Origin of the sequence: Zavarzinia sp. (assembly GCF_049306435.1) — a bacterium.
Lineage (GTDB): Bacteria > Pseudomonadota > Alphaproteobacteria > Zavarziniales > Zavarziniaceae > Zavarzinia.
Window position 1 is genome coordinate 1 of sequence record NZ_JBAQRT010000048.1, and the last position, 22,037, is coordinate 22,037.

Below are 22,037 nucleotides of genomic sequence, written 5' to 3' on the forward strand. Positions count from 1 at the left end.
AACCGACGCCTCGCCAAGGACTGGGAAAACCTCGCCGACACCCTTCGCGCTTTCGTCACCCTCGCCTCGATCCAACTCGCCATCAGAAGGCTCGCGCGATAGTAGGCTTTTGAGTCAGGTTCTTACATCGCCGAAATACCCAAGCCCATCACGCACTTGGAGATAATAAAGATGGGCATGGCGAGCTACGAGCCGAGTTGGGATGGTGGTGACGATGCCGGCAAGGTGACTAAGGGCTCGATTGCTTACATTCAGAAGAACGGTAAGAATGATGCAAAGCACCTGCTGGATGTATTGGAGGCCTTGCTGCCGTTAACAATCAAGCTCCGTTCTCTGGCGGCAAAGGGACAGGTATTCAATTTCGACGGCTATGAAAAATGCCGGAAAACAGTTGAGACACTCACATGGCACTTTGACAGTATTGAGGCGTTCACAGCGGTTATTGGATCGACATCGTGGAACTGGGAGAATCCAGAATTGCTGAGTCTCTTGAAGGACGTTATGGCGATTGATCCGAACGAGATACGCAGAAGCGTTAAGGAAAGCAACATCGCTATTATCGAATTTTCCAGCGACACCTACAAGCGGATTTACGGATAGGCACTGGCAGATTGATTTTCGGAATTAAGGGGACGCTACGGGATTAAGGGGGCGCTATATCTAATATACTGTTTTTCTCTTCCACCGACCTCCCTCCTCGCCTTCCTTTACCTTTCCCGCCATGACTCCGCCCCCCTTCACCATGATAGTTAGCGACGTGACTAAGCACTATGCGGAGCTGTTGCACTTTTCTATGCCCTGGCCGATCCGATGCGGCGGTCGATCTTGAGCCGGCTGGCCGAGAGGCCGACGCCGGTCACGGGGCTGTCCGATCCGACGCGGCTGCGGCTGCGGCTGCCGACGGTGATACGGCATCCAGCGGTGCTGGAGGAGGCCAGGCTGATCGTCACGGCGAAGGACGGGCATACCGCGCAAAGATTTGCTCGGGGCCTTTTCGCGCCCCTCACCTTCGAGCGGGTGCTATTCACCACATCCTCCTGACAGTCCTGGGTTTCCGAACTCTTGCAATGTGCGTGATGGCGTTGCCCGCCCGGGGATGGTGTAGCCAGATAGTCCCCTCGTCTGTTACCGCCACCCAGAATCCGCTTATCCTCGCAGCATGTTCACGGCGGGAGATTCGGGGTGGCGCGGTTTCGGCACAGGGAGACGCATCTCGTCTCGCGGATTGGCTGGTTGCGGGCGGCGGTGCTTGGGGCCAACGATGGTATCGTCTCGACCGCCAGCCTCATTCTCGGGGTCGCGGCCGCCTCGGTCGCGACGGGACAGGTGCTGGTCACCGGCATCGCCGGGCTCGTCGCCGGGGCCATGTCGATGGCGGCCGGGGAATATGTCTCGGTCTCGTCCCAGGCCGATACCGAGGAGGCGGATCTTGCCCGCGAGCGGGCCGAGCTCGCGACCCAGCCGGCGCTGGAGCGCGAGGAGCTGGCACGGATCTACCGGGCGCGCGGGCTCGACGAGCGGCTTGCCCATGAGGTCGCGGCGCAGTTGATGGCTCGGGACGCGCTGGCGGCCCATGCCCGCGACGAATTGGGTATTTCCGAGGTGACCACGGCGCGGCCGATCCAGGCGGCACTGGCCTCGGCCGCGAGTTTCTCGGTCGGCGCCGGGCTGCCGCTGCTCATGGTCGCGGTGCTGCCACGGCCCTGGCTGGTGGCGGGCGTCGCCCTCGCCTCCCTCGGCTTTCTCGCCCTCCTCGGCGCGATCGGGGCCCGGGCGGGCGGCGCCGGGGTGCTGCGGCCGACCTTGCGCGTTACCTTCTGGGGCGCCTTCGCCATGGCCGTGACGGCGGGCGTCGGCATGCTCTTCGGCGCCGCGGTCTAGGGTCTGTCGACAACGGAATGCCCCGGCGAGCGCCGACCGACCGGTTGCGCTCGCCGATGGATATTCAGCGCTGCCGCGACCAGGCGATCGCATCGGGCCCGGCGGGCAGCACCATCGGGCAATCAACTTCCGTGGCGGCGCGATAGGCTGCCGCGGCCACATCCTGCGCCGAGGTGATCTCGCTGCTTCCCGCCGTTTCGAACTGCGCGAACATCTGCCGGGCCAGATCGGCGTAAGCCTCGGGGATGCTGCCCCCCGCCGTCGTCTGCTCGTGGGTCGTGGCGGCGAAGGCGGTATCGGGGGCCATGCCCGGCGCGACGACGCAGGCGCGGATGCCCAGCAGGGCAAGCTCGGGCACCATGGACTCGGTCAGCGCCGTCAGCGCGGCCTTGCTGGCGCGATAGACCGAAAGCATCGGCAAGGGCATGTAGATCACGCTGGAGCCGATGTTGACGATCACGCCCGAGCCCCTTTCGCGCATCCCCGGCAGCACGGCCTGCATCATGGCGACGGCGCCGAACAGATTGGTCTCGAAGATGCGCCGCGCCGCCTCGAGCGAGGTGCCCTCGAGCGCATTGAACCAGCCGATGCCGGCGTTGTTCACGAGCACATCCACCGGCCCCGCCGTTGCCACGGCGGCCGCGATGCTGCGCGGATCGGTGACATCGAGGGGCAGCACGCGCAAGCTTTCGGACGGCGGCAGGGTGCTGGCGGCCGGGTTGCGCATGGTGGCGACAACAGTCCAGCCCTGGTTGAGGAAATGCAGCGCGGTCTCGCGGCCAAAGCCGGTCGAGCAGCCTGTGATCAGGACGGTTCCCATCGAAAACTCCTTGCGTGACATCATGTGGAAGGCAAGGATATGAAGGATCCTTCAGTTTCGGAATTCGCATATGACCCGCCCCGCGCCGGCCCTGCTAAAGCCCCGGAAAGCCCCGCAGCAGTCGCGCTCGGCGGTAACGATCGCGGCCATTCACGAAGCCACCATTCAGGTTTTGCTGGCCGACGGCGTGGGGCGTTTGACGACGACGCGGGTGGCCGAGCGCGCGGGCGTGTCGGTCGGCACGATGTACCAATATTACCCGCACAAGCAGGCGCTGCTTTACGCCATCGTCGACCGGCAACTGCAGTCCATCGTGGAGGCCATGCTGGCGACGGCGGATCGCCTGAAGGGCCACGATCTGGCGAGCCTGGCCAGGGGTCTGGCGAGCGCGTGGCTCGACGCCAAGACCGCTGACATGGTGGCATCGCGCGCGATCTATGGCATCGCGGCGGAGTTCGACCTGACCGAGGTGATGAAGCGGACCCAGAACCTGATGACCCAGGTGATCGCGGAATTGCTGGCCGCCGCGCCCGATGCCCGCTTCGCCGATGTCGATGGCGTCGCCTTCATGCTGATGGCGACACTCGGCGGCTCGGTCAGGGTGGTGCTGGAGGTCCAGCCCTCGGACGAAGACCTCGACCGTCTGCGCCGCGAGCTGCCGCGTGTCTGCCTCGCCTATCTCCTGTCGGCCAACGAAGGTCCCACCGGTTGAAAAGGCCCTGTGCCGCAGGTGTCAGACGGCCGGAGGCGGCGATCTTGACCGGGGCCGCCATCCGCGCCGCGACAGGACCCATCACTTAGCCAACTCACAAACTTTCCCTTGCGCCCTCTCCTTTCGCCATGATAGTTAGCGACATGACTAAGCATCATCCGGAACTGTCGCAGCTCTTCCATGCCCTGGCCGATCCGACGCGGCGGTCGATCCTGAGCCGGTTGGCCGAAAGGCCGGCGCGGGTCACGGAACTGTCCGGGCCGACGGGGTTGCGGTTGCCGACGGTGATGCGGCATCTGACGGTGCTGGAAGAGGCCGGGCTGATCGTCACGGCGAAGGACGGGCGGGTGCGGACCTGCGCCCTGGTGCCGGAGGCTTTGGCGCCGGCGCGGGCCTGGCTCGACGAGCAGCGCGCCCTGTGGGAGGGCCGGCTCGACCGGTTGGAGGCCTTGGCGTTACAGGCAATGAGGGAGAGCGGGGAATGACATCGAAGCCGCATTCGGACGACGGGCTTTCCGCGCAAGGGTTTGCGCGGGGCCGCTTCGCGACGCTCACCTTCGAGCGGGAAGTTTCCGCGCCCCTCGCCACCCTGTGGCAGGTCTGGACGGCCCCGGCCGCGCGGGCGATCTGGGCGGCGCCGAGCCCGGCCGTGACCGTCGAATTCCTCGAGGCCGACACGCGGGTGGGTGGGCGCGAGGTCTCGCTGTGCAAGGCCCCGGGCCAGAAGGATATCCGCTGCGAATGCGGCTGGCTGGAATTGCAGCCCCTGCTGCGCAGCGTGAATTACGAGGTGGTCTCGGCCGAGGGCGCGGTACAGTCGGCGGCGCTGGTGACGGCCGATGTCTCCGGCACGGCGGAGCGCGGCCGGCTGGCCGTCACGGTTCAGCTTTCATCCCTGGCCGAGGATATGGAGGCCGGCTATCGCCAGGGCTTCGACGCGGGGCTGGACAATCTCGCCGCCGTCGCCCGGCGCACCATGGTGCTGCAACGGGTGATCGGGGCGCCGCGAAGCGTGGTCTGGAACACCTGGCTGAACCCCGAGACGCTGCCGCGATGGTGGGGGCCGGACGGGTTTTCCTGCCGCACCAAGAGGATCGACCTGCGATCGGGCGGCGAATGGGTGTTCGACATGATCGGGCCCGACGGCACCGTGTTCCCCAATCACCACCGCTATGCCGAGGTCCGGCCGGAAGAGCGCATCGCCTATACGCTGCACTGGGGCGAGAACGGCCCGAAACACGCCGACGCCTGGGCGAGTTTCGAGGCGGAGGGCGGGGCGACCCGGGTCACCCTCGGCATGGTGTTCAGCACGGAGGCCGAGTTCCAGACGGCGAAAGGCTTCGGCGCCATCGAACTCGGCCTCCAGACGCTGGGCAAGCTGGATGCCTTCATCAAGTCCCGCTAACCCGGCCGGCTCTCAGGCCTGAGGCCCGAGGCCGAAGGCCGGATGGTGGATCAGCTCGCCCTGCGGCGCGCTGCCGTCGAAGGGCAAGGCCTGAACCACTTCGGGCGGGCAACCCTCGACGGTAAGCCCCGGGAAAGCCCGGAAGCCGAAGCGGCCGTAATAGGCGGGGTCGCCCACCAGCGCCGCCCCCCGGCCGGTAGCCCGCAGCCGGCCGAGGGCTTCCGCCATCAGGGCCGAGCCGATGCCCCGGCGATGGCGCGCGGGCAGCACCGCCAGCGGCCCGATCAGGCCCCAGCCTTCCTGCGGCCCGATCCGCGCCGACGAGGCGGCCAGATAGCCGATCACCTCCCCCTCGTCCTCGGCGACGAGCGAGAGGGTAAGCGCCCCCGCCGCCCGCAGCCGCTCGACGATGGCGGCTTCGGTCCCGGTCGCTTGCGGCAACAGCCGCATGGCCTCGGTGACGACCCGGCCGATGGCCGGGATGTCGCCGGGGGTTTCATCGCGGATCAGCATGTCAGAACCCCTGATTGTCGAGTTGCGCGCGAACCGAGACGCGGCCGCGTTTCGAGATGCGGTATGGGCTGCCCGCGCGGGATTCGATCAGCCGCTTACGCCGCAGCCGGTTGAACACCGCCTGGTCGAAATCGGCGAGGATCATCCCCTCGCGGGTGAAGCAGGTGACGGAAGTGATTTTGGGACCATCGCCGCGCTCATGACGGATACAGCCGCCGAGGGCGAGAACATGCAGCGCCCGTTGTTCGTGCCTGGAAATATTCATGGTCGTCTCGTGTGACAGACGTGAAGAAACGCCCGGGCGCACACGCACCCGGCGGGTTCGACATCACGAGGCTCTCTGAAAGTCAGAGAGCCCTATCGCACAAGTTCCGACATCCAGTCTCCATGGACCCGCGCGGCGACCGTGGTCGCCGCGCACCCCCGGGATATGGGGACGCGGGCGGTTCCTGCAATGGAGGAAGGCGGATAATTGGGTGCTCAGGCCGCGCGCTCGATTTCCCCCTTGGCCGCGACGGCGAGGAAGCCGGACCGCGTCAGCCCATGCCGTTCGGCATAGCGGTCGATTTCCGCCAGCACATCCTCGGGAAAAGTCACGTTGACGCGCACCGTCTTCGGCGCCTTCGCCGGCAGCGTGACGAGGAAGGCGACCGCGTTGCGGTTCTCCCGCTCCGCCATGACGGCCTCCAGCGTGCTCGGCTCGGGCAAGGGCTCGCCGTCCTCGATCAGGCCTTCGACATGCAGGGCCAGGGCCTCTTCCGCCTGGGTCATGGCTTCATCCAGGCTGGCTCCCGCGGTCACGCAGCCCGGAAGATCCGGAAACGAAACACTGTAGTCGCTGTCCTTGTCCTTGTGGATCAGGGCGATGAACTGGCGCATGGGCATTACCTCAACTTGAGGCCGGACTGTTTCTCGATGCTGGCAAGAGTGCCGATCGCGAAATCGCGCTTCGGATGCGGCACCGTCACCCGCCCCGGCTTCGATGGATGCTTGAACTGGACGTGGCTACCCTTCTGGGCGACCTGCTGCCGGCCATCCGCCTTGAGCCGCTCGATCACTTCCCGGCTATTCATGTGTATATATACACATGGTGTGCTTCCGGTATCAAGGTTGCTATGGAGATCGGGCCTCAATGAAATCGTGTGATAATTGAGTATTGTGTCTTCGAAATTCGGCTTCCCAAACGGTCGTCGGAAATGACCACAATGGTCGAGGGATGCTATTGTCCGCCGCATGGACACAATCGAACAGAACCTTGCAATCTGGCGGGAGTCTCTTCTCCAGAGCATTTCAATCGGCGGCCTGCTTTCCAGGAACCCGGTCGTTTACAAATGGAAGGCTCCATTCCGGGTCTGGGAATTGCGCGAGCTGGCCTTTTGGCGGGAGCATGACCTTATGGCGCAGTCCTATGCTCTTCACCGGCAAGGGCATGGCCTAGGAGCGCGTATTTTGCTACGGAGCGGGTTCGAGACGCTCGCCACGCTCATTCACGTCAATATGCTTATGCGGCAGGTGCTCGAAGGCGAACTCAAATTTCATGTGTTCGCCGAAAAAACTTCGGTGCTCTTACTTGGTTCACGAAACAACGATTTGATGCCCACTGCCATCAACATCGTTACGGTGCTAGAAAAATGCGACAAACGATACCCCGGATTGAAGAGGCTCTACGCTGAATTGTCGGAAAGCGCTCATCCGAACTACGAGGGCCTCATCGGAGGGTACTCGGTGACCGACTACCGTGAATTTGAGACGACATTCTCCAACCGTTGGATGGATCTGCACGGCGAGCGTCACCCTGATAGAATGAAGTTGTGCATGGAAACATTTCATTACGAATACAATGACGTTTGGCCTGATCTTATGAATAATCTGGAAGATTGGATTGAGAAAAATGAAAAATCTCTTGAAGAGTCCCCGAAAGCTCCTTTGTCGAATACATAAAATTAAATTGATGGGCGTTATATCCAATATATTATTATTACCATAGCATCCCTCCCCGCAATCCCCTACCTTCCCCGCCATGCCCCTTCCCCCCGATAGCCTGGCCGCTTGCGCCGTCGATGTCTTGACCACGGCGGATGCGCGGGAGAAGACCGTGAAGTCGCGCGCTCATGCCCGCGCGTGGTTCGAGGGTCGTGCGGCGGGGCGGCCGATGGCGCTCGGCGAGGCCAGCCCGCCGGCGCATCCGGCCCGGCCCGACAAGCCCGAATTGCTGGCGCCGCGTGACGTTCCCCGGCGGCGGCCGGGGTCGGCGCAAGGACGGAAGGCGCTGCTTCATGCGGTCGCGCATATCGAGCTGAACGCGGTCGATCTGCATTGGGACATCATCGCCCGTTTCACGGCGACGCTCATGCCCCTCGAATTCTACGACGATTGGGTGCGGACGGCGGATGAGGAAGCCAGGCATTTCCAGCTGCTGGAAGACTGCCTGCGCGCCCGGGACAGTTTCTATGGCGACATGCCGGCCCATGCCGAGATGTGGCACGCCGCCGAAGACACGGCGGGGGACCTGATGGCCCGGCTCGCGGTGGTGCCGATGATCCTCGAGGCGCGCGGCCTCGACGTGACACCGCCCATGATCGCGATGTTCCGCAAGGCCGGGCAGGACGACGCCGTCGCCGCGCTTGAGACGATCTATGCCGAGGAAGTGGGCCATGTCGCCCATGGCGCGACCTGGTTTCGTTTCCTGTGCGAGCGCGGCGGCCTGCCGGTGCAGGAGACTTTCCAGGCCCTGGCCCGGCGCTATTTCCACGGCGCCCTGAAGCCGCCCTTCAACGAGGACAAGCGCGCCGAGGCCGGCCTGCCGGCGGATTTCTACTGGCCGCTGGTGGATGACATCCGGCCGGATTGAGCGCGGCGGGCTCAGGCGGTCGGCACGGTGCCACCGTCGATGACATATTCGGTGCCGGTGATCGAAGCCGAGCGTGGTGAGACCAGGAAGGTGATCAGGTCGGCGACTTCGTCTGGCCGGGCCGGGCGGCCGATGGGAATGCCGCCGAGCGATTTCATGATGATCGCCTTGCCGCCCTCGTGATCGGTGCCCGCCTGCTCGGCGAGCCGCTGGGCGAGATCGACGGCGGCCTCGGTCTCGGTCCAGCCGGGTGAGACACGGACGACGCGGATGCCCTTCGGCGCCACCTCCTTCGACAGGCTCTTGCTGTAGGTCGACAGTGCCGCCTTCGCCGCCGCATAGGCGGTGGTCGATTCCGGCAACGGCAACTCGTGCTGGATCGAGGTGACATGAATGATGACCCCCGCCCCCTGCCCGATCATCGCCGGCAACAAGGCCCGGTCCATGCGGACGGCGGGCATCAGGTTCCGCGCGATGGCGGCCGCCCATTCCTCGTCGTCAAGGGCGGCGAAGCCCCCGCCCGGCGCGCTCGATCCGCCCAGGACATTGACGATGATATCGATGCCCCCCAGGCGATCGAGCACCCTTTCGGCCACGACCCGGCACCCTTCCGCCGTCGCCATGTCGGCGGCGACGAGAATGACACCCTCGGGCGATTCATCGGGAACAGAGCGGGCGGCGGCGACCACCACGGCGCCCGCCTGGCGGAGGGATGCGACGACGGCGGCGCCAATGCCCCGGGTGCCCCCCGTGACCAGGGCGCGGCGCCCTGCAAGGCCGAGATCGAAGCTCACGGCCGGATCTCCAGCGACGCGATCTTGTCCCCGCTGATCGAGAAGAAGTAGCGCAAGTCCAGCGGGCTGCCCGGGAAATCACCCGCGAGATGGGCGGTGACGATCGTCCTGCCGCCGCTTTCCGCGATCAGGAACGGCTCGACCGTGTAGCTGAAAGTTCGGGAGGCCGCCGTTTTCCAGTCGCGGATCGCGGCCCGTCCGACATGGGCGCGTCCCTCGTCGATGACGGTGGCTTCCTCGGTGAAACAGGCGGCGACCGATGCGCCGTCGCCGAGGTCGGCCCGGAAATAGGCGGCGATGGGTGCGGGCAGGTTCATGGTCATATGCTCCGTCGCGTGATCGCTCATGGCGTGACGGGAAGAATGGGCATAAGCTCCATGAATGACCAGTACGCACGAAAAAGTAAGGTACTCATCCGAAGGTGAGGTCATCCATACGCCGATATCCGCGGCCGAGGGTGTGGAGCGGGCGCTCAAGATGCTCGAGGGCCGCTGGAAGCTGCTGATCCTGTTTCATCTCTTCGGGGGCAAGCTGCTGCGGTTTTCGGAACTGGAGCGGGCCCTGCCGGCGATCTCCCAGAAGATGCTGATCCAGCAACTGCGCCAGATGGAGACGGACGGCATTGTTCGCCGCATCGTTCATCACCAGGTGCCGCCCAAGGTCGAATACGGTCTGACCGACTGGGGGCAGGCGCTGTGCCCCGCGCTCGACGCCCTGCTGAAATGGGCGGCGCACCCGCGCCCGACCGCCGAGGACGACCGGAAAGACCCGTGAGCAGGCTCACAGCCGGTCGGCGACCGCCTCCGCCAGGGACAGGCTGGCGGTCAGGCCCGGGCTTTCGATACCGAAGAGATTGATCAGCCCGGGCAGGCCATGCTCCCCCTCGCCTTCGATCATGAAATCGGCGGCGGCGGTGCCGGGGCCGGTGAGTTTTGGCCGGATCCCGGCGTAATCGGGCACCAGCCGGCCCACGGGCAATCCGGGCCAGTACCGCCTTATCCGGGCCTCGAACAGGGGCGCCCGCGCGGCATCGACCCGGTAATCCTCGGCCTCGATCCATTCGACATCGGGGCCGAAGCGCATCCGCCCGGCGAGGTCGAGGGTCACATGAACGCCCAGCCCGCCATCGACCGGCGCCGGATAGATCAGGTGACGGAACACGGGCGCGCCGGCATAGGCGAAGTAATTACCCTTGGCCAGAACGAGGGGCGGAACCCGGTCAGGCGCGAGGCCGAGGGTCCGCGCCGCGAGGCGCTGGGCGCCGAGGCCGGCGGCATTGATCACGATATCGGCCGTGATCGTGCCGGATTCGGCCCCGTCGAAAGCGACCTGCCAGCCCGTCCCCACCCGCTCCAGCCGGGTCACGACGGTGCCGAGGGCGATGGCGCCGCCCCGGTCCTCGATCTCCCCCCGCAGGGACAGCATGAAGCCATGGGCGTCGATGATGCCGGTCTCGGGGCTGAACAGGGCGGCGGTGCAGGCGAGGGCGGGCTCCAGCGCCCGCGCCTCGGCCCCGGTCAGCAGCCGCAGCCCCTCGACGCCATTGGCGATTCCCCGGTCGTGGAGGGCGAGAATCGCCGCCTCCTCCGCCGCGTCGCAGGCCACCACCAGCTTGCCCGGCCGGCCCTGGGAAACACCGTGAGCCGCGGCATAGGCGCGGAGCAGCCGGCGGCCGGCGACGCAGTGGATATGGCGCAGGCTGCCGGTCGGATAATAGAGGCCGGCGTGAATCACCTCGCTGTTGCGCGCCGATATGCCGGTGCCGATGGCGCCCGCGGCTTCCGCCACCACCACCTCATGCCCGCGCAGGGCCAGCGCCCGGCCCACCGCGAGGCCGATCACCCCGGCACCGACGATCAGTGCGAAAGCCATGGCTTCTGCCGCTCTTTTCCTGTTTTCGCCCCTTCGGGCCAGATTGTTCATTGCACCGCCCCGGCCCTGGCCGTGTCAACGCCTTGGGCCCCGGGGTCATTGCTTTCGCCTTGTCTTGCGCGGATCTTGACAAGGCGACGCGGCCGAGTATGTTCGCGGTTCATTTTTTCACGGCGCCACAGGCGGCGCCTGTTGGAGTCTGTCATGGCCAAGCCGAACACGCTGAAGATCAAACTCCTCAGCACCGCAGAGACCGGTTACTTCTACGTCACCAAGAAGAACCCCCGCACCAAGACCGAGAAGCTGGCGCTGAAGAAGTACGATCCGATCGTGCGCAAGCATGTCGAGTTCAAGGAAACCAAGATCAAGTAAGGAACGCAAACCGCGTTCCTCTGCCCTGCGGGCAGCCTGCTTGTTCGCGCCATCGGCGGCCCTTAAGGTGCCGCCGTTGTCTTTTGCGCCGAACGGAGATTCAGCATGGCTGCCCCCTTGTCGACTGAACAGTGGGAATCCCGCGCCCAGGCGCTGGATATTCGCCACCTGGCCTTCATCGATGGCCGCTTCGTGCCCGCCACCGCCGGCCGCACCTTCCCCCGCATCTCGCCGATCGACAGCCGTGTCCTGACCCATGTCGCCGAATGCGACGCGGACGATGTCGATCATGCCGTCGCCTCGGCCCGCCGCGCCTTCGAATCCGGCGCCTGGTCGCGCATGGCGCCCAAGCTGCGCAAGAAGGTGCTGCTGAAGCTGGCCGAGCTGATGCGGAAACACGCCGACGAACTCGCCCTGCTCGAGACCCTCGACATGGGCAAGCCGATCGGCGATTCCCTCGCCGTCGACGTCCCCGCCTCCGCCAACACGATCCAGTGGTATGCCGAGGCGATCGACAAGGTCTATGACGAGATCGCGCCGACCGCGCATAACGCCTTCGGCCTCGTGACGCGAGAGCCGATCGGCGTCGTCGCCGCGGTGGTGCCGTGGAATTTCCCGCTGCTCATGACCTGCTGGAAGCTGGGCCCCGCGCTCGCGACCGGCAATTCCGTCGTCCTGAAGCCGGCCGAGCAAAGCCCGCTGACCGCGCTTCGCCTTGCCGAACTCGCGGCGGAAGCGGGCCTGCCGGCCGGCGTCCTCAACGTGTTGCCGGGTTTCGGCGAGACGGCGGGGGCCGCCCTTGGCCTGCACATGGATGTCGATGCCGTCACCTTCACCGGCTCGACCCAGGTCGGGAAATATTTCCTCGAATATTCCGGCCGCTCCAACATGAAAGTCGTCAGCCTCGAATGCGGCGGCAAGTCGCCCCATATCGTCATGAAGGACTGCGGCAACCTCGACCTGGCCGCGACCAAGGCGGCCTGGGGCATCTTCTATAATCAGGGCGAGGTCTGCACCGCCGGCTCCCGCCTGCTGGTCGAGGAGCCGATCAAGGAGGAATTCCTCGAGAAGCTCGCCAAGGTCGCGGCGACGATCCAGCCCGGCAATCCGCTCGACCCCGCGACCAGGATGGGCGCCATGGTCGACGAGAAGCAGATGGAGCGGGTGCTGTCCTATATCGAGACCGGCAAGGAAGAAGGCGCCTCGGTCCGTCTCGGCGGCAATCGCGCGCGGATCGAGAGCGGCGGCTTCTATATCGAGCCGACGGTGTTCGACCGGGTGCAGCCGACGAGCCGCATCGCCCAGGAAGAGATCTTCGGCCCCGTGCTGTCGACCATCACCTTCAACGGCCTCGACGAGGCGATCCGCATCGCCAACGGCACGATCTTCGGCCTCGCCTCGGCGATCTGGACCAAGGACATCGACAAGGCCCTGACCGCCGCCCGCAGCCTTCGCGCCGGCATGGTCTGGATCAACGGCTGGGACGAGGACGATATCACCGTCCCCTTCGGCGGCTTCAAGCAGTCGGGCTTCGGCCGCGACCGCTCGCTTCACGCCATGGAGAAATACACCCAGCTGAAGTCGACCTGGATCAGCATCCGCTGATCGACAAACTTTATCTGTCAAGCGTCGTCCCGGCGAAGGCCGGGACCTTGACAGGGGAAGGCGCCTCTATCGTCGCGAGATCCCGGCCTTCGCCGGGATGACGATTGAGAGAGGCACCTTCACGACCTCAGGGCGTGACGATGGCGAAATCGCCCGGCGGCGCCTCGAGGCTGCCGAGGATCGTGGCGAGGGCGGCCGGGTCGCCCTCGACCGCGAGCCCGCCCGACGCGACCACGTCCTTCATCTTCGCCATGCCCGAGATCACCATCAGGAAGGCGGAACGCTTGCCGGTGATCGTGGCCGCCGCCTTGCCGGCGAGGCCGGGCTCGCGGGTCAGCACGCTGTTGCGCAGCACGAGGTGATGCTTCTCGTCCCGGTCGGTGAAGACGAGATTGAGGGTGACGTCCTTGTCCGCCGCCCTGGCCGGATCGAGGCGCACCGCCATCAGGTCGAACAGAAGCCCCGTGGGCATGGAGCGCACCGTGTCGATGCCGCCGGCCTGGCCCATGGCGTGACGCTCGCCGCTGCGCAATTCGGACGCGCCGGAGAGATAGATATTGCGCCAGGGCGCGCTCTCCGCCTGATAGCCCAGCTGTTCCCAGGTATCGGCCAGCACGGCCCTGGCCTTCTCGTTTTCGGGCGCGGCGAAGACGAGATGTTTCAGCAGCTCGGCCGCCCAGCGGTAGTCGCCCTTGTCGAAGGCAGCCTGCCCCTTGGCCAGCACGGCGTCGGCCCCGCCCATCGCCTCGACGTAACGCCGGGCGGCGTCCACGGGCGGCAGCGGGTCGAGGGATGACGGATTGCCGTCGTACCAGCCCATGTAACGCTGATAGACCGCCTTGGAATTGTGCCGCATGGTGCCATAGTAACCGTGATTGTACCATTCGCGCGCCAGCACCGGCGGCAGCGCGATCACCTCGGCGATTTCCTCGCCGGTCAGGCCCTCGTTCATCAGGCGCACCGACTGGTCGTGCAGGTAGCGATAGGCGTCGCGGTGCTTCACGAGGAAATCATTGATCTCCGGCCCGCCCCAGCGCGGCCAGAAGTGACTGGTGAACATGACATCCGCGCGATCGCCATAGAGCCGGATCGATTCTCCCAGGTAATCGGCCCAGGCCTTGGCGTCGCGCACCAGGGCGCCGCGCAGGGTGAGGATATTGTGCATCGAGGCATTGGCGTTCTCGGCCAGGCACAGGGCGCGCCACTCGGGCAGATAGATGTTCATTTCCGACGGCGCCTCGGTGCCCGGCGTCATCTGGAATTCCAGGGTGACGCCATCGATCGCCATCCGCTGGCCGGTGGTGGTGATTTCATCGGTCGGCGGAATGATGGTGACGGTGCCGGTCGAAAGCCCCGGCCCGATGCCGGTCGACAGCTGGCCTTGGTCGCCCCGCGTCAGGAAGCTGCCGTACATGAAGGTGGCACGCCGGCCCATGGCGTTGCCGGCGATGACATTCTCCGACACCGCGTGTTCGAGGAAGCCGTGGGGTGCGATCACCTTCACCTTGCCGGTATCGACATCCGCCTGTTCGACGATGCCGCGCACGCCGCCGTAATGATCGACATGGCTGTGAGTATAGATGACGGCGTGAATGGGCTTCTCGCCCAATTGCTTCGAGACGAGGCCATAGGCGGCCTTGGCCATTTCGGTCGAGATCAGCGGATCGATGACGATCCAGCCGGTCTTGCCCTCGATGAAGGTGATGTTGGAAATGTCAAAGCCGCGCACCTGATAGATGTGGTCGGCGACCTTGAACAGCCCGTGCCGGGCGAGCAGCCCGGCCTGGCGCCACAGGCTGGGGTTCACCGTCGCCGGCGCCGGTCCTTTCAGGAAGTCATAGGCGGTGAAGTCCCAGACCAGCTTGCCGTCGTCAGTCATTATTTTCTGGCCGGCGAGGTCGGCGATGAAGCCGCGCGATGACAGGTCGAAATCCCTGACATCCTCGAAGGGCAGGCCGGCGGCCATGGCGGCATTGGCCGCGATCGTCGCGGGGGTCGCGGGCTTTGGCGCCGCACCCTCGCCCTGTGCCGCCGCCGCCCACAGCATCGCGCCCGCGAGGCCGCAGCCCAGCTTCCACATCTTCATGATCCTGACCCTCCCCGTCCCCGTTTGTGATCGGGGTTCGTTCTCCGGTCGAAGGATCGGTCAGGGAATCGGCGGCGGCAATGCCCGAAACGGGCACCTGCCTGTCAGTCCCGCGCCGCAGGTGCCATGAACTGGCGCAGGGCCGCGAGGATGCGCTGCCGGGCGCTGGCGCTGTCGGCGAAATAGGCGGCGCCGCAATGATAGCGGCCCGCTTCATCCTGAACGAGATAACCGCGGTTCAGCAGCGGCCCCAGCTTGCGGCGCAGGGTCTCGCGCGGGCAGCCGGCCAGCCGGGCAAGACGCAGCAGGGGCATACCATTGTTGTCGCCCGCGATCATCTGGCGCAGCAACAGGCGCATGACCGCCCCCTGCTCGTCCCCGCCGTGCAGACGCAAACGCTCCGCCGCGATCAGATCGAGGATATCGAGCAGATGCCGGGTCTCCTCGATGCCATCGGCATCAAGTCCCGGCAGCGATGGGCGAGCGCCGGTTTCGGGTTCGTCGCTCACGGGCGCATCATCAGGATGCGACTTCCGACCGGTTGCGGCCATTCGCCTTGGCGCGGTAGAGCGCGGCATCGGCGCGCTGGATAACCTCTTCCGCCGACTCGCCCGGCCGCGCCTCGGTCACGCCGATGCTGACGGTCACATGCAGCTCCCGGCCATCACCGATGACGAAGGCTTCAAGGCCAACGACGCGCACGAGGCGCTGCGCGATCATCTGGGCTTCGAGGCTGCTGGTTTCCGGCAGCACGATGACGAATTCCTCGCCACCGACACGGGCGGCAAGATCGACACCGCGGATGTTGAGGCGGATGCGATGGGCGAATTGCTTCAGCACGGCATCGCCCGCGGCATGGCCGAAGCGATCGTTGATCGACTTGAAATGGTCGAGGTCGAGAATCATCACCGCGGTCGGTCGGGGGCTCTCGCCGTCATGGCCGATACGGCCGGCCAGATGGCTGTCGAGATAGCGGCGATTGAAGAGTCCGGTCAGCGGATCGATCACCGCCATCTCGACCGACATCTGCATGGTCTCGCGCAGCCGGTCCTGGAAACTCTTGCGGCGCAGCTGGGTGTTCACCCGGGCCTGAAGCTCGGCCCGGTCCGGCGGCTTGGCCACATAGTCGTTGACGCCGAGATCGAGGGCACGGAGCAGCGAGCGATCGTCGCCGACCTTGGACAGGACCAGCACCGGCACCTGGCGCAACCGCTCCGACGAGCGCAGATGCGCGCACAGGCGCAGGCCGTTCTGTCCGGGCAAGGTCAGGCTGACGATCACCAGATCCCAGTCGCTGTCACGCACCGCCTGCTTCGCCTCGGTGTCCCCCGAGACGACCCGAAGTCCGGTCTGATAGGCCAGTTGTCCCCGGATCAGATCGATCATGGCCGGATCATCCTCCACGAGGAGAATGGCGGCATTGAGCAGCGCCGCGGCCTCGCGAACCGGATCGGCGTGTTGCGACGCACCAAGGCTGAGCCCCGTCACCTCGCGCATCCGGAGTTCGTCGAACATCGTCTTGAGCCGCACCAGATTGCGCACCCGGGCGAACAGGGCGACGTCATTGGTGGGTTTCGTCAGGAAATCGTCCGCGCCAGCTTCGAGACCGGTGACCCTGTCCGAGGGCTGATCGAGACCCGTGATCATCACCACGGGAATGTGATTGGTCAGCGGGTCGGCCTTGAGCCGGCGGCAGACCTCGAAGCCGTCGATATCCGGCATCATCACGTCGAGCAGGATGATGTCCGGGCTTTCGCTATGGGCCTTCTCCAGGGCTTCCTGGCCGCTGCCGGCCAGAACCACCTCGAAGAATTCCGCCAGCAGCTTGGCTTCCAGGACCTTGCGGATGACATGGACGTCATCGACCACGAGTACCTTCGCTGTCATGGTCGCCCGCTACGCCTCCTGATAGGCAAGAACTCAACATTGACCTTTGGTACGGTGCACCGGCATGGTGACCCCAACCATGGTCGCAATGAAACCGCACCAGAGTGAATTATCCGTAAATCGAAACATCGATCACGGGCGTTAGAGGCCGATCTCATCATGACCAGCGACCGCGCTGAAACCATTGCCCTTATGGCACTGGCTCACCTTGCATCCGACGACAATCTGCTGCACCGATTTATGGCTGAAACGGGTATGGATGCAACCGATTTGCAGGCGATCGCCGGCAGGCCGGATATGCTGGGCGGAATCCTTGACTTCGTCCTGGCGGACGAGTCGCTGGTCATCGATTTCGCCGCCGCCGCCGGCCTGCGGCCCGAGGAGCCGATGCGCGCACGCATGACATTGCCGGGCTTCACCGCTGGCGACCGGGGAGGCCTGTGATGCCGGCCCCGCGTATTCATGACAGCGTGTGGCCGCAGCTTGATGCCCTCGCCCTGATCGAGGGGCGCCCGCTGGTCATCACCGATGCCGACGAAGTGCTGTTCATGTTCCTGCAGGGGTTCGAAGCCTATTTGGAGGATAACGGTCACTATCTCGATCTGTCGTCCTTCGCCCTGGTCGGCAACATCAAGAATGCCGCGACCGAGGAAATGGCCCCGGTGGAGGTGGCCAAGGATCTGCTCGACGGCTTTTTCCGCGAGCGGACCGAGACGATGACGCCGGTGCCCGGCGCGGCGGCCGCGCTGGCCGCGCTGTCGGCCCGGGTCCAGATCGTCGTCCTGTCCAATCTGCCCGAAGCGTCCCGTCCCGCGCGGGAGAAGGCCCTGGCGCTCGCCGGCATGGCCTATCCGGTCGTGGCCAATACCGGGCTGAAAGGCCCCGTGGTGCGCCACATGGCCGATATCGTGAAGGCGCCGGTGTTCTTTCTCGACGATATTCCGCACAACCACACCTCGGTCGCCCAGGTCGCCCCCGACGTGCGGCGCGTGCATTTCATCGCCGATCCGCGTCTGGCGCGGCTGATCGGCCCGGCGGAACACAGCAATCACCGGGTCGACGACTGGGCCGAGGTCCGGTTGCTGATCGAAAGGGAACTCGAAGCTCTCGGGTGGTGACATGCGGGCATACCGGCACGGGATCGACCTTGGCGGCACCAAGACCGAGATCATCACCATCGATGCTTCGGGACGGGAAGTCTGGCGCCACCGCAACATGACACCACGCGGCGACTATCAGGCGCTGGTACGTAACATCGCCGGCCTGGTGCTGGAGGCCGAAGCCCGCCTTGGCGCCGAAGGCGAAGTCGGCATCGGCCTGCCCGGCGCCCTGTCAGCCCTCACGGGGCGGGTGAAGAACGCCAATACCACCGAATTGCTGGGCCAGGATTTCGCCGGGGACCTTGAAGCCGCTCTCCGCCGGCCGGTTCGCCTCGCCAATGATGCCGATTGTTTCGCCCTGTCCGAGGCATCGGATGGCGCCGGGACGGGCGCGGACACGGTTTTCGGCGTCATCCTCGGCACCGGGGTTGGCGGCGGTGTCGTCGTTCAGGGGCGGCTCCTGTCCGGGCCGAACAGCATCGCTGGCGAATGGGGTCACAATCCCCTGCCCTGGCCGACCGACGACGAGCGACCCGGCCCCGTCTGCTATTGTGGCAAGCACGGCTGCATCGAAACCTTCCTGTCGGGACCCGGCCTTGCCCTCGATCATCAGGCACGGGGCGGCGCGGGGCTGACGGCGCGGGAAATCGTCGCCCTGGCCGAACGGGGCGATTTCGCCGCCGGTGAAAGCCTGGCGCTTTATACCCGGCGGCTGGCCCGGGCGCTGGCGACGGTGATCAACATCCTCGACCCGCATGTCATCGTGCTGGGCGGCGGCCTGTCGAATGTGAAGGGTCTTTACACGGACCTGCCGGCACTGATCGCGCCGCTGGTGTTTTCGGACAGTTGTGATACCGCGATCCGCCCGGCCCTCCATGGCGACTCGTCCGGTGTCCGGGGCGCCGCCTGGCTATGGCCGGCGACGAGCCCCTGACGGATCAGGTCAGCAGGCGGGACGGGGCAGCGCCTCGATATCGCTGAGCACGGCGTCGATCGAGAAATCGCCGTAGTCGAGCACGATGTCGCCCGAAATGCCGTTGGCATAAAGGCGGAACCCGACCTCGTATTCCGGCAATTCCTCGTTGTTGCCCGTCCCGAAGAAGGCAAGACGCACCGGCCAGGACGGCAGGCCCTTCAGCAGGTCGAGGCCCTTGCCTTTCAGGCCCGGCGGCGCGACGTCGCCGACCCGGCCGATCACGCCGACGACATTGGAGCCGAGATCCTCGTTCGTGCCATCGAACATCGTGCGGGTCAGCAGCGGTTTGTGAGCCCTGGCCGCCTCGATCAATTGCACCGTATGCATGGTCGGGAAGATCGTGCCCGGCGGCAGGGTCTCTTCCTTGGCTTCGGGCTTCACATAGTCGACGATGCCGCTACCGTCCGCCTTCAGTTCGGCGCTGCCTTCGAAATTCTGGTCCTCCTCGCCATTGACGATATGGCGGGTGGCGAAGCGGAAGCGGCGCCCATCGGTCGCTTCCCAGTTGGCGACACGGAAATCGGTGGCGGTCGCCGCCCCCTCGCCATCGCTGAGGCGCATCTGCAGGCGCTGGTTCAGGGCATAACCGTCGCAGGTATCGGAAAATTCGATCACCATCCGGCCCTCGGCCGCGGCGATGCCCGAGCCATTGTTGCTTGCCGCCAGCTTGAGATCATAGATCGCCCGATGACCGGCCAGACGCCCCATTTCGGCGTCGAAAGTGGCGGGGACCGCAGGCGCGATGGCCGCGGTATCGGTGACGTTCGACGCGGTCGTGGACACGGTCGCGCCAGAGCCGCTGGTCGCCTGTGGCTCGGACAGGGCCGCGCTCTGGGGCTCGGGCGCCGCCTGGCCGGCAGAAGCGCCCTCCTCGCCACCGACGAACGCCCAGCGGCCAATGAAGAACAGGACGACCAGAATCGTCGTCAGCGCAATTGCCCGCCGCAACATCGGCACGATACCTCCAACCCGAATCGGGTGCCTCGCAAATATGACATGGAAGAGCGAGCGACAAGAATGCGGCATCAGTGGGGCTTGCGGTGATCATGCGACTGTTGCCAGACTGCAACCGTCATGCCCCGTACCCCCGTGATCCTGGTCGCCAGGACCCTGCCCGCCCCCTGCGAAGACAGGCTGGCGCGCGACTTCATCGTGCATCGCCCGGCCGGCGACTGCCCCCATCCCTGGCCCGAATTGCTGGCCATCGCCGAGGGCTGCGAAGGGATGCTGGTCAGCGTCAGCGAGAAGCTGGACCGGGCCACCATCGAAACCCTGCCCGCCAGCATCCGCGTCATCGCCACCATGTCCGTTGGCTTCGATCACATCGACCTCGCTGCGGCGAAGGCGCGGGGCCTGATCGTGACCAACACGCCGGATGTGCTGACCGAAGCCACCGCCGACCTCACCCTTCTGCTGCTGCTCGGCGCCGCGCGCCGGGCCAAGGAAGCCATGGCCCTGATCGCGGAAGACCGCTGGGGCGCCTGGTCGCCGACCGGAATGCTGGGGGTCGATATCGGCCGTCGGCGCATGGGCATCCTCGGCCTTGGCAGGATCGGGGCGGCGGTCGCCCGGCGCGCCCGGGCCTTTGGCATGGACATCCATTATCACAACCGCCGCCGCGCCGAAGCCCGCGTCGAAGACGGCGCCACCTGGCACGACACGCTGGACAGCCTGCTGGCGGTCTCGGATGTTCTCGTGCTCAATGCCGCCTCGACGCCGGAGACAAGGGGCATCATCAACGCCCGCGCCCTGGCCCTGCTGCCGGAAGGCGCGATTCTGGTCAATTCGGCGCGGGGCGATCTGGTCGACGACGAGGCGGTGATCGAGGCCTTGATCTCGGGCCGCCTGCTCGCCGCCGGGCTCGACGTGTTCCGGGGCGAGCCGAAGCTCGATCCCCGCTACCGCGACCTGCCCAATGTCTTCGCCCTGCCCCATATCGGCAGCGCGACGATCGAGACAAGGGTCGACATGGGCATGTTTGCGATCGACAATCTGGCTTCCGTGCTCTCGGGCGGTGGCAAGCCGCTCACCCCCGTGACCTGAGCGCCTCGCCGAGCCGCCGCAGCGCGGGGCCGATCGCCTCGGCCGGCACGGCGGCGAAGCCAAGCTGCAGGCCCGAAACCTTCGTGTCACCCAGCACGGTGCGGGACAGGGCCGGGGCCACGATCCCGGCGGCCAGCGCCGCCGCCGAGGCCGCCTTGTCGTCCGCATCGAACAGGCGGAAGGCCAGCTGGATGCCCGCTTCCGCCTTCATCAGCGTGCCGTAATCCGACAGGTAACGACCGCAGCCTTCGACCAGCGCCGCCCTTCGCTCGGCATAGAGGGTGGTCAGGCGTCGCAGGTGGGTGGTGAAATGCCCTTCCATCAGAAAATCCGCCAGGGTCGCCTGGACCAGCAAGGGCGGGGCATGGCCGGTGTGACGCATGGCCGCCGCGGCCGGGGCCACGAGCGTCGGCGGCAGCAGCGCGTAGCCGACGCGAAGGGCCGGCGCCAGCGCCTTGCCGAAAGTACCGACATAGATCACCCGCCCGCGCGGCGAAAGAGTGTGCAGGGGCGCCAGCGGCGGGCCGTCGAAACGGAATTCGCCGTCGTAATCATCATCGATCACCCAGGCGTCGGCGGCATCGGCCGCCTGCAGCAGGGCCAGGCGCCGGGGCAGGCTCATGGCCACCCCGGTGGGATATTGGTGCGAGGGGGTCACATAGATGAAGCGGGGATCGGGCCGGCGCGAGAGGCCGGCGACGACATCGATCCCCTCCCCGTCCACCGGCACCGGGACGAGATCGAGCCCGGCACCGACCAGCGCGCCCCGGGCGCCGAGATAGCCGGGATCCTCGATCCACACCGGATCGCCGGCATCGGCCAGCAATCGCGCCAGCAGATCGAGCGCGCCCTGGGCCCCCGCCGTCACCAGCACCCGTTCAGGCTCGACAATGACACCGCGCGCGGCTGCGACATGGCGGGCGATCGCCTCGCGCAGGGGCGGCCAACCGGCACCATGCTCGAAACCGAGCAGCGCCGCGCTCGACTGACGCAGACGCCGCGCCATCAGGCGGCCCCATAATTCGCCCGGAAACTGATCGAGGGCGGGAAGCCCCGGCACGAAGGCGCCATGGGGACGCGCCGCCCCGCGCGCGACGGCGGCCAGCGCCCGGCCCCGGCG

General features: G+C 66.0%; 28 protein-coding genes. 15 read left to right on the plus strand and 13 right to left on the minus strand.

What is annotated here, in order from left to right; genetic code table 11:
- Positions 1-171: 171 nt before the first annotated feature.
- From WAZ62_RS02540 to WAZ62_RS02550, 3 genes are all read left to right on the plus strand, one after another.
- The gene (locus tag WAZ62_RS02540; RefSeq protein WP_422641963.1) at positions 172-600 is read left to right on the plus strand and encodes a hypothetical protein; all 429 of its coding nucleotides are present in this window, start codon (positions 172-174) and stop codon (positions 598-600) included.
- Between the two features lie 225 nt (positions 601-825).
- Entirely contained in the window at positions 826-1,041 is a 216-nt protein-coding gene (locus WAZ62_RS02545; RefSeq protein WP_422641964.1) for a hypothetical protein, read from the plus strand.
- A 141-nt stretch (positions 1,042-1,182) separates the two neighbouring features.
- The gene (locus tag WAZ62_RS02550; RefSeq protein WP_422641965.1) at positions 1,183-1,881 is read left to right on the plus strand and encodes a VIT1/CCC1 transporter family protein; all 699 of its coding nucleotides are present in this window, start codon (positions 1,183-1,185) and stop codon (positions 1,879-1,881) included.
- Positions 1,882-1,945: 64 nt separating this feature from the next.
- On the opposite strand, the gene WAZ62_RS02555 is transcribed toward WAZ62_RS02550, so the two are convergent.
- On the minus strand, positions 1,946-2,701 hold the full coding sequence (locus tag WAZ62_RS02555; protein WP_422641966.1) for an SDR family oxidoreductase: 756 nt from the start codon (positions 2,699-2,701) through the stop codon (positions 1,946-1,948).
- Between the two features lie 70 nt (positions 2,702-2,771).
- Here WAZ62_RS02555 and WAZ62_RS02560 point away from each other — a divergent pair, with 70 nt between their 5' ends.
- The 3 genes from WAZ62_RS02560 (at position 2,772) to WAZ62_RS02570 (ending at position 4,818) form a co-directional block, all read left to right on the plus strand.
- Positions 2,772-3,413 (plus strand): TetR/AcrR family transcriptional regulator, encoded by a 642-nt coding sequence (locus WAZ62_RS02560; RefSeq protein WP_422641967.1) that lies wholly within the window; start codon positions 2,772-2,774, stop codon positions 3,411-3,413.
- 143 nt (positions 3,414-3,556) lie between these two features.
- On the plus strand, positions 3,557-3,898 hold the full coding sequence (locus tag WAZ62_RS02565; protein WP_422641968.1) for an ArsR/SmtB family transcription factor: 342 nt from the start codon (positions 3,557-3,559) through the stop codon (positions 3,896-3,898).
- Positions 3,895-4,818 (plus strand): SRPBCC family protein, encoded by a 924-nt coding sequence (locus tag WAZ62_RS02570; protein ID WP_422641969.1) that lies wholly within the window; start codon positions 3,895-3,897, stop codon positions 4,816-4,818. Before WAZ62_RS02565 ends, WAZ62_RS02570 begins: the two co-directional genes overlap by 4 nt.
- Before the next feature lie 12 nt (positions 4,819-4,830).
- Here WAZ62_RS02570 and WAZ62_RS02575 read toward each other — a convergent pair whose 3' ends face one another.
- The 4 genes from WAZ62_RS02575 to WAZ62_RS02590 form a co-directional block, all read right to left on the minus strand.
- Positions 4,831-5,331 (minus strand): GNAT family N-acetyltransferase, encoded by a 501-nt coding sequence (locus WAZ62_RS02575; RefSeq protein ID WP_422641970.1) that lies wholly within the window; start codon positions 5,329-5,331, stop codon positions 4,831-4,833.
- Between the two features lies 1 nt (position 5,332).
- Positions 5,333-5,596, minus strand: a complete 264-nt coding sequence (locus WAZ62_RS02580; protein WP_422641971.1) for a YjhX family toxin — start codon at positions 5,594-5,596, stop codon at positions 5,333-5,335.
- Between the two features lie 215 nt (positions 5,597-5,811).
- Complete coding sequence (locus WAZ62_RS02585) at positions 5,812-6,210, minus strand: type II toxin-antitoxin system HicB family antitoxin (protein ID WP_422641972.1); 399 nt, start codon at positions 6,208-6,210, stop codon at positions 5,812-5,814.
- 5 nt (positions 6,211-6,215) lie between these two features.
- Positions 6,216-6,404, minus strand: a complete 189-nt coding sequence (locus WAZ62_RS02590) for a type II toxin-antitoxin system HicA family toxin (RefSeq protein ID WP_422641973.1) — start codon at positions 6,402-6,404, stop codon at positions 6,216-6,218.
- 160 nt (positions 6,405-6,564) lie between these two features.
- On the opposite strand from WAZ62_RS02590, the gene WAZ62_RS02595 reads away from it, so the two are divergent.
- Positions 6,565-7,272 (plus strand): hypothetical protein, encoded by a 708-nt coding sequence (locus tag WAZ62_RS02595; RefSeq protein ID WP_422641974.1) that lies wholly within the window; start codon positions 6,565-6,567, stop codon positions 7,270-7,272.
- Between the two features lie 79 nt (positions 7,273-7,351).
- Positions 7,352-8,182, plus strand: coding sequence for a ferritin-like domain-containing protein (locus WAZ62_RS02600; protein ID WP_422641975.1), 831 nt, complete (start codon positions 7,352-7,354; stop codon positions 8,180-8,182).
- An 11-nt stretch (positions 8,183-8,193) separates the two neighbouring features.
- Here the strand turns inward: WAZ62_RS02600 and WAZ62_RS02605 are convergent, their stop codons facing one another.
- On the minus strand, positions 8,194-8,976 hold the full coding sequence (locus WAZ62_RS02605; RefSeq protein ID WP_422641976.1) for an SDR family oxidoreductase: 783 nt from the start codon (positions 8,974-8,976) through the stop codon (positions 8,194-8,196).
- Complete coding sequence (locus WAZ62_RS02610; RefSeq protein ID WP_422641977.1) at positions 8,973-9,293, minus strand: nuclear transport factor 2 family protein; 321 nt, start codon at positions 9,291-9,293, stop codon at positions 8,973-8,975. Before WAZ62_RS02610 ends, WAZ62_RS02605 begins: the two co-directional genes overlap by 4 nt.
- A gap of 64 nt (positions 9,294-9,357) precedes the next feature.
- On the opposite strand from WAZ62_RS02610, the gene WAZ62_RS02615 reads away from it, so the two are divergent.
- Positions 9,358-9,750 (plus strand): winged helix-turn-helix transcriptional regulator, encoded by a 393-nt coding sequence (locus WAZ62_RS02615; protein ID WP_422641978.1) that lies wholly within the window; start codon positions 9,358-9,360, stop codon positions 9,748-9,750.
- A 6-nt stretch (positions 9,751-9,756) separates the two neighbouring features.
- On the opposite strand, the gene WAZ62_RS02620 is transcribed toward WAZ62_RS02615, so the two are convergent.
- A complete protein-coding gene (locus tag WAZ62_RS02620; protein ID WP_422641979.1) occupies positions 9,757-10,848 on the minus strand; it encodes an NAD(P)/FAD-dependent oxidoreductase in 1,092 nt (363 codons plus the stop codon).
- 204 nt (positions 10,849-11,052) lie between these two features.
- Between WAZ62_RS02620 and rpmG the strand changes: the two genes are divergently transcribed.
- Entirely contained in the window at positions 11,053-11,220 is a 168-nt protein-coding gene (gene rpmG, locus WAZ62_RS02625) for a 50S ribosomal protein L33 (protein ID WP_422641980.1), read from the plus strand.
- Between the two features lie 105 nt (positions 11,221-11,325).
- Positions 11,326-12,825, plus strand: coding sequence for an aldehyde dehydrogenase family protein (locus WAZ62_RS02630; protein ID WP_422641981.1), 1,500 nt, complete (start codon positions 11,326-11,328; stop codon positions 12,823-12,825).
- 127 nt (positions 12,826-12,952) lie between these two features.
- Here the strand turns inward: WAZ62_RS02630 and WAZ62_RS02635 are convergent, their stop codons facing one another.
- From WAZ62_RS02635 to WAZ62_RS02645, 3 genes are all read right to left on the minus strand, one after another.
- A complete protein-coding gene (locus WAZ62_RS02635; protein WP_422641982.1) occupies positions 12,953-14,911 on the minus strand; it encodes an alkyl/aryl-sulfatase in 1,959 nt (652 codons plus the stop codon).
- 104 nt (positions 14,912-15,015) lie between these two features.
- Positions 15,016-15,420 carry a hypothetical protein gene (locus tag WAZ62_RS02640; protein WP_422641983.1) on the minus strand — a complete coding sequence of 135 codons (405 nt, stop codon included), beginning with the start codon at positions 15,418-15,420 and terminating at the stop codon, positions 15,016-15,018.
- Between the two features lie 10 nt (positions 15,421-15,430).
- Positions 15,431-16,798 (minus strand): PleD family two-component system response regulator, encoded by a 1,368-nt coding sequence (locus WAZ62_RS02645; RefSeq protein ID WP_422641984.1) that lies wholly within the window; start codon positions 16,796-16,798, stop codon positions 15,431-15,433.
- 159 nt (positions 16,799-16,957) lie between these two features.
- On the opposite strand from WAZ62_RS02645, the gene WAZ62_RS02650 reads away from it, so the two are divergent.
- From WAZ62_RS02650 to WAZ62_RS02660, 3 genes are read left to right on the plus strand one after another with little or no spacing between them, the layout of a single operon-like run.
- The gene (locus tag WAZ62_RS02650; protein WP_422641985.1) at positions 16,958-17,242 is read left to right on the plus strand and encodes a DUF3572 domain-containing protein; all 285 of its coding nucleotides are present in this window, start codon (positions 16,958-16,960) and stop codon (positions 17,240-17,242) included.
- On the plus strand, positions 17,242-17,916 hold the full coding sequence (locus WAZ62_RS02655; RefSeq protein ID WP_422641986.1) for a hypothetical protein: 675 nt from the start codon (positions 17,242-17,244) through the stop codon (positions 17,914-17,916). Before WAZ62_RS02650 ends, WAZ62_RS02655 begins: the two co-directional genes overlap by 1 nt.
- 1 nt (position 17,917) lies before the next feature.
- Positions 17,918-18,832 (plus strand): ROK family protein, encoded by a 915-nt coding sequence (locus WAZ62_RS02660; RefSeq protein WP_422641987.1) that lies wholly within the window; start codon positions 17,918-17,920, stop codon positions 18,830-18,832.
- A gap of 9 nt (positions 18,833-18,841) precedes the next feature.
- Here WAZ62_RS02660 and WAZ62_RS02665 read toward each other — a convergent pair whose 3' ends face one another.
- Positions 18,842-19,825, minus strand: a complete 984-nt coding sequence (locus tag WAZ62_RS02665) for a cell envelope integrity EipB family protein (protein ID WP_422641990.1) — start codon at positions 19,823-19,825, stop codon at positions 18,842-18,844.
- 123 nt (positions 19,826-19,948) lie between these two features.
- Here WAZ62_RS02665 and WAZ62_RS02670 point away from each other — a divergent pair, with 123 nt between their 5' ends.
- Positions 19,949-20,917, plus strand: a complete 969-nt coding sequence (locus WAZ62_RS02670; protein WP_422641988.1) for a 2-hydroxyacid dehydrogenase — start codon at positions 19,949-19,951, stop codon at positions 20,915-20,917.
- On the opposite strand, the gene WAZ62_RS02675 is transcribed toward WAZ62_RS02670, so the two are convergent.
- A partial coding sequence (locus tag WAZ62_RS02675; protein WP_422641989.1) for a PLP-dependent aminotransferase family protein occupies positions 20,901-22,037 on the minus strand: 1,137 nt, incomplete at its 5' end. The genes WAZ62_RS02670 and WAZ62_RS02675 overlap by 17 nt on opposite strands.

Coding starts and splice junctions, on each gene's coding strand:
- WAZ62_RS02650 (WP_422641985.1), top strand. CDS start 16,958: ATGACCAGCGACCGCGCTGAAACCATTGCCCTTATGGCACTGGCTCAC.
- WAZ62_RS02665 (WP_422641990.1), bottom strand. CDS start 19,825: ATGTTGCGGCGGGCAATTGCGCTGACGACGATTCTGGTCGTCCTGTTC.
- rpmG (WP_422641980.1), top strand. CDS start 11,053: ATGGCCAAGCCGAACACGCTGAAGATCAAACTCCTCAGCACCGCAGAG.
- WAZ62_RS02575 (WP_422641970.1), bottom strand. CDS start 5,331: ATGCTGATCCGCGATGAAACCCCCGGCGACATCCCGGCCATCGGCCGG.
- WAZ62_RS02660 (WP_422641987.1), top strand. CDS start 17,918: ATGCGGGCATACCGGCACGGGATCGACCTTGGCGGCACCAAGACCGAG.
- WAZ62_RS02655 (WP_422641986.1), top strand. CDS start 17,242: ATGCCGGCCCCGCGTATTCATGACAGCGTGTGGCCGCAGCTTGATGCC.
- WAZ62_RS02600 (WP_422641975.1), top strand. CDS start 7,352: ATGCCCCTTCCCCCCGATAGCCTGGCCGCTTGCGCCGTCGATGTCTTG.
- WAZ62_RS02610 (WP_422641977.1), bottom strand. CDS start 9,293: ATGAACCTGCCCGCACCCATCGCCGCCTATTTCCGGGCCGACCTCGGC.
- WAZ62_RS02570 (WP_422641969.1), top strand. CDS start 3,895: ATGACATCGAAGCCGCATTCGGACGACGGGCTTTCCGCGCAAGGGTTT.
- WAZ62_RS02590 (WP_422641973.1), bottom strand. CDS start 6,404: ATGAATAGCCGGGAAGTGATCGAGCGGCTCAAGGCGGATGGCCGGCAG.
- WAZ62_RS02560 (WP_422641967.1), top strand. CDS start 2,772: ATGACCCGCCCCGCGCCGGCCCTGCTAAAGCCCCGGAAAGCCCCGCAG.
- WAZ62_RS02670 (WP_422641988.1), top strand. CDS start 19,949: ATGCCCCGTACCCCCGTGATCCTGGTCGCCAGGACCCTGCCCGCCCCC.
- WAZ62_RS02585 (WP_422641972.1), bottom strand. CDS start 6,210: ATGCGCCAGTTCATCGCCCTGATCCACAAGGACAAGGACAGCGACTAC.
- WAZ62_RS02620 (WP_422641979.1), bottom strand. CDS start 10,848: ATGGCTTTCGCACTGATCGTCGGTGCCGGGGTGATCGGCCTCGCGGTG.
- WAZ62_RS02595 (WP_422641974.1), top strand. CDS start 6,565: ATGGACACAATCGAACAGAACCTTGCAATCTGGCGGGAGTCTCTTCTC.
- WAZ62_RS02630 (WP_422641981.1), top strand. CDS start 11,326: ATGGCTGCCCCCTTGTCGACTGAACAGTGGGAATCCCGCGCCCAGGCG.
- WAZ62_RS02645 (WP_422641984.1), bottom strand. CDS start 16,798: ATGACAGCGAAGGTACTCGTGGTCGATGACGTCCATGTCATCCGCAAG.
- WAZ62_RS02580 (WP_422641971.1), bottom strand. CDS start 5,596: ATGAATATTTCCAGGCACGAACAACGGGCGCTGCATGTTCTCGCCCTC.
- WAZ62_RS02565 (WP_422641968.1), top strand. CDS start 3,557: ATGACTAAGCATCATCCGGAACTGTCGCAGCTCTTCCATGCCCTGGCC.
- WAZ62_RS02540 (WP_422641963.1), top strand. CDS start 172: ATGGGCATGGCGAGCTACGAGCCGAGTTGGGATGGTGGTGACGATGCC.
- WAZ62_RS02615 (WP_422641978.1), top strand. CDS start 9,358: ATGACCAGTACGCACGAAAAAGTAAGGTACTCATCCGAAGGTGAGGTC.
- WAZ62_RS02635 (WP_422641982.1), bottom strand. CDS start 14,911: ATGAAGATGTGGAAGCTGGGCTGCGGCCTCGCGGGCGCGATGCTGTGG.
- WAZ62_RS02555 (WP_422641966.1), bottom strand. CDS start 2,701: ATGGGAACCGTCCTGATCACAGGCTGCTCGACCGGCTTTGGCCGCGAG.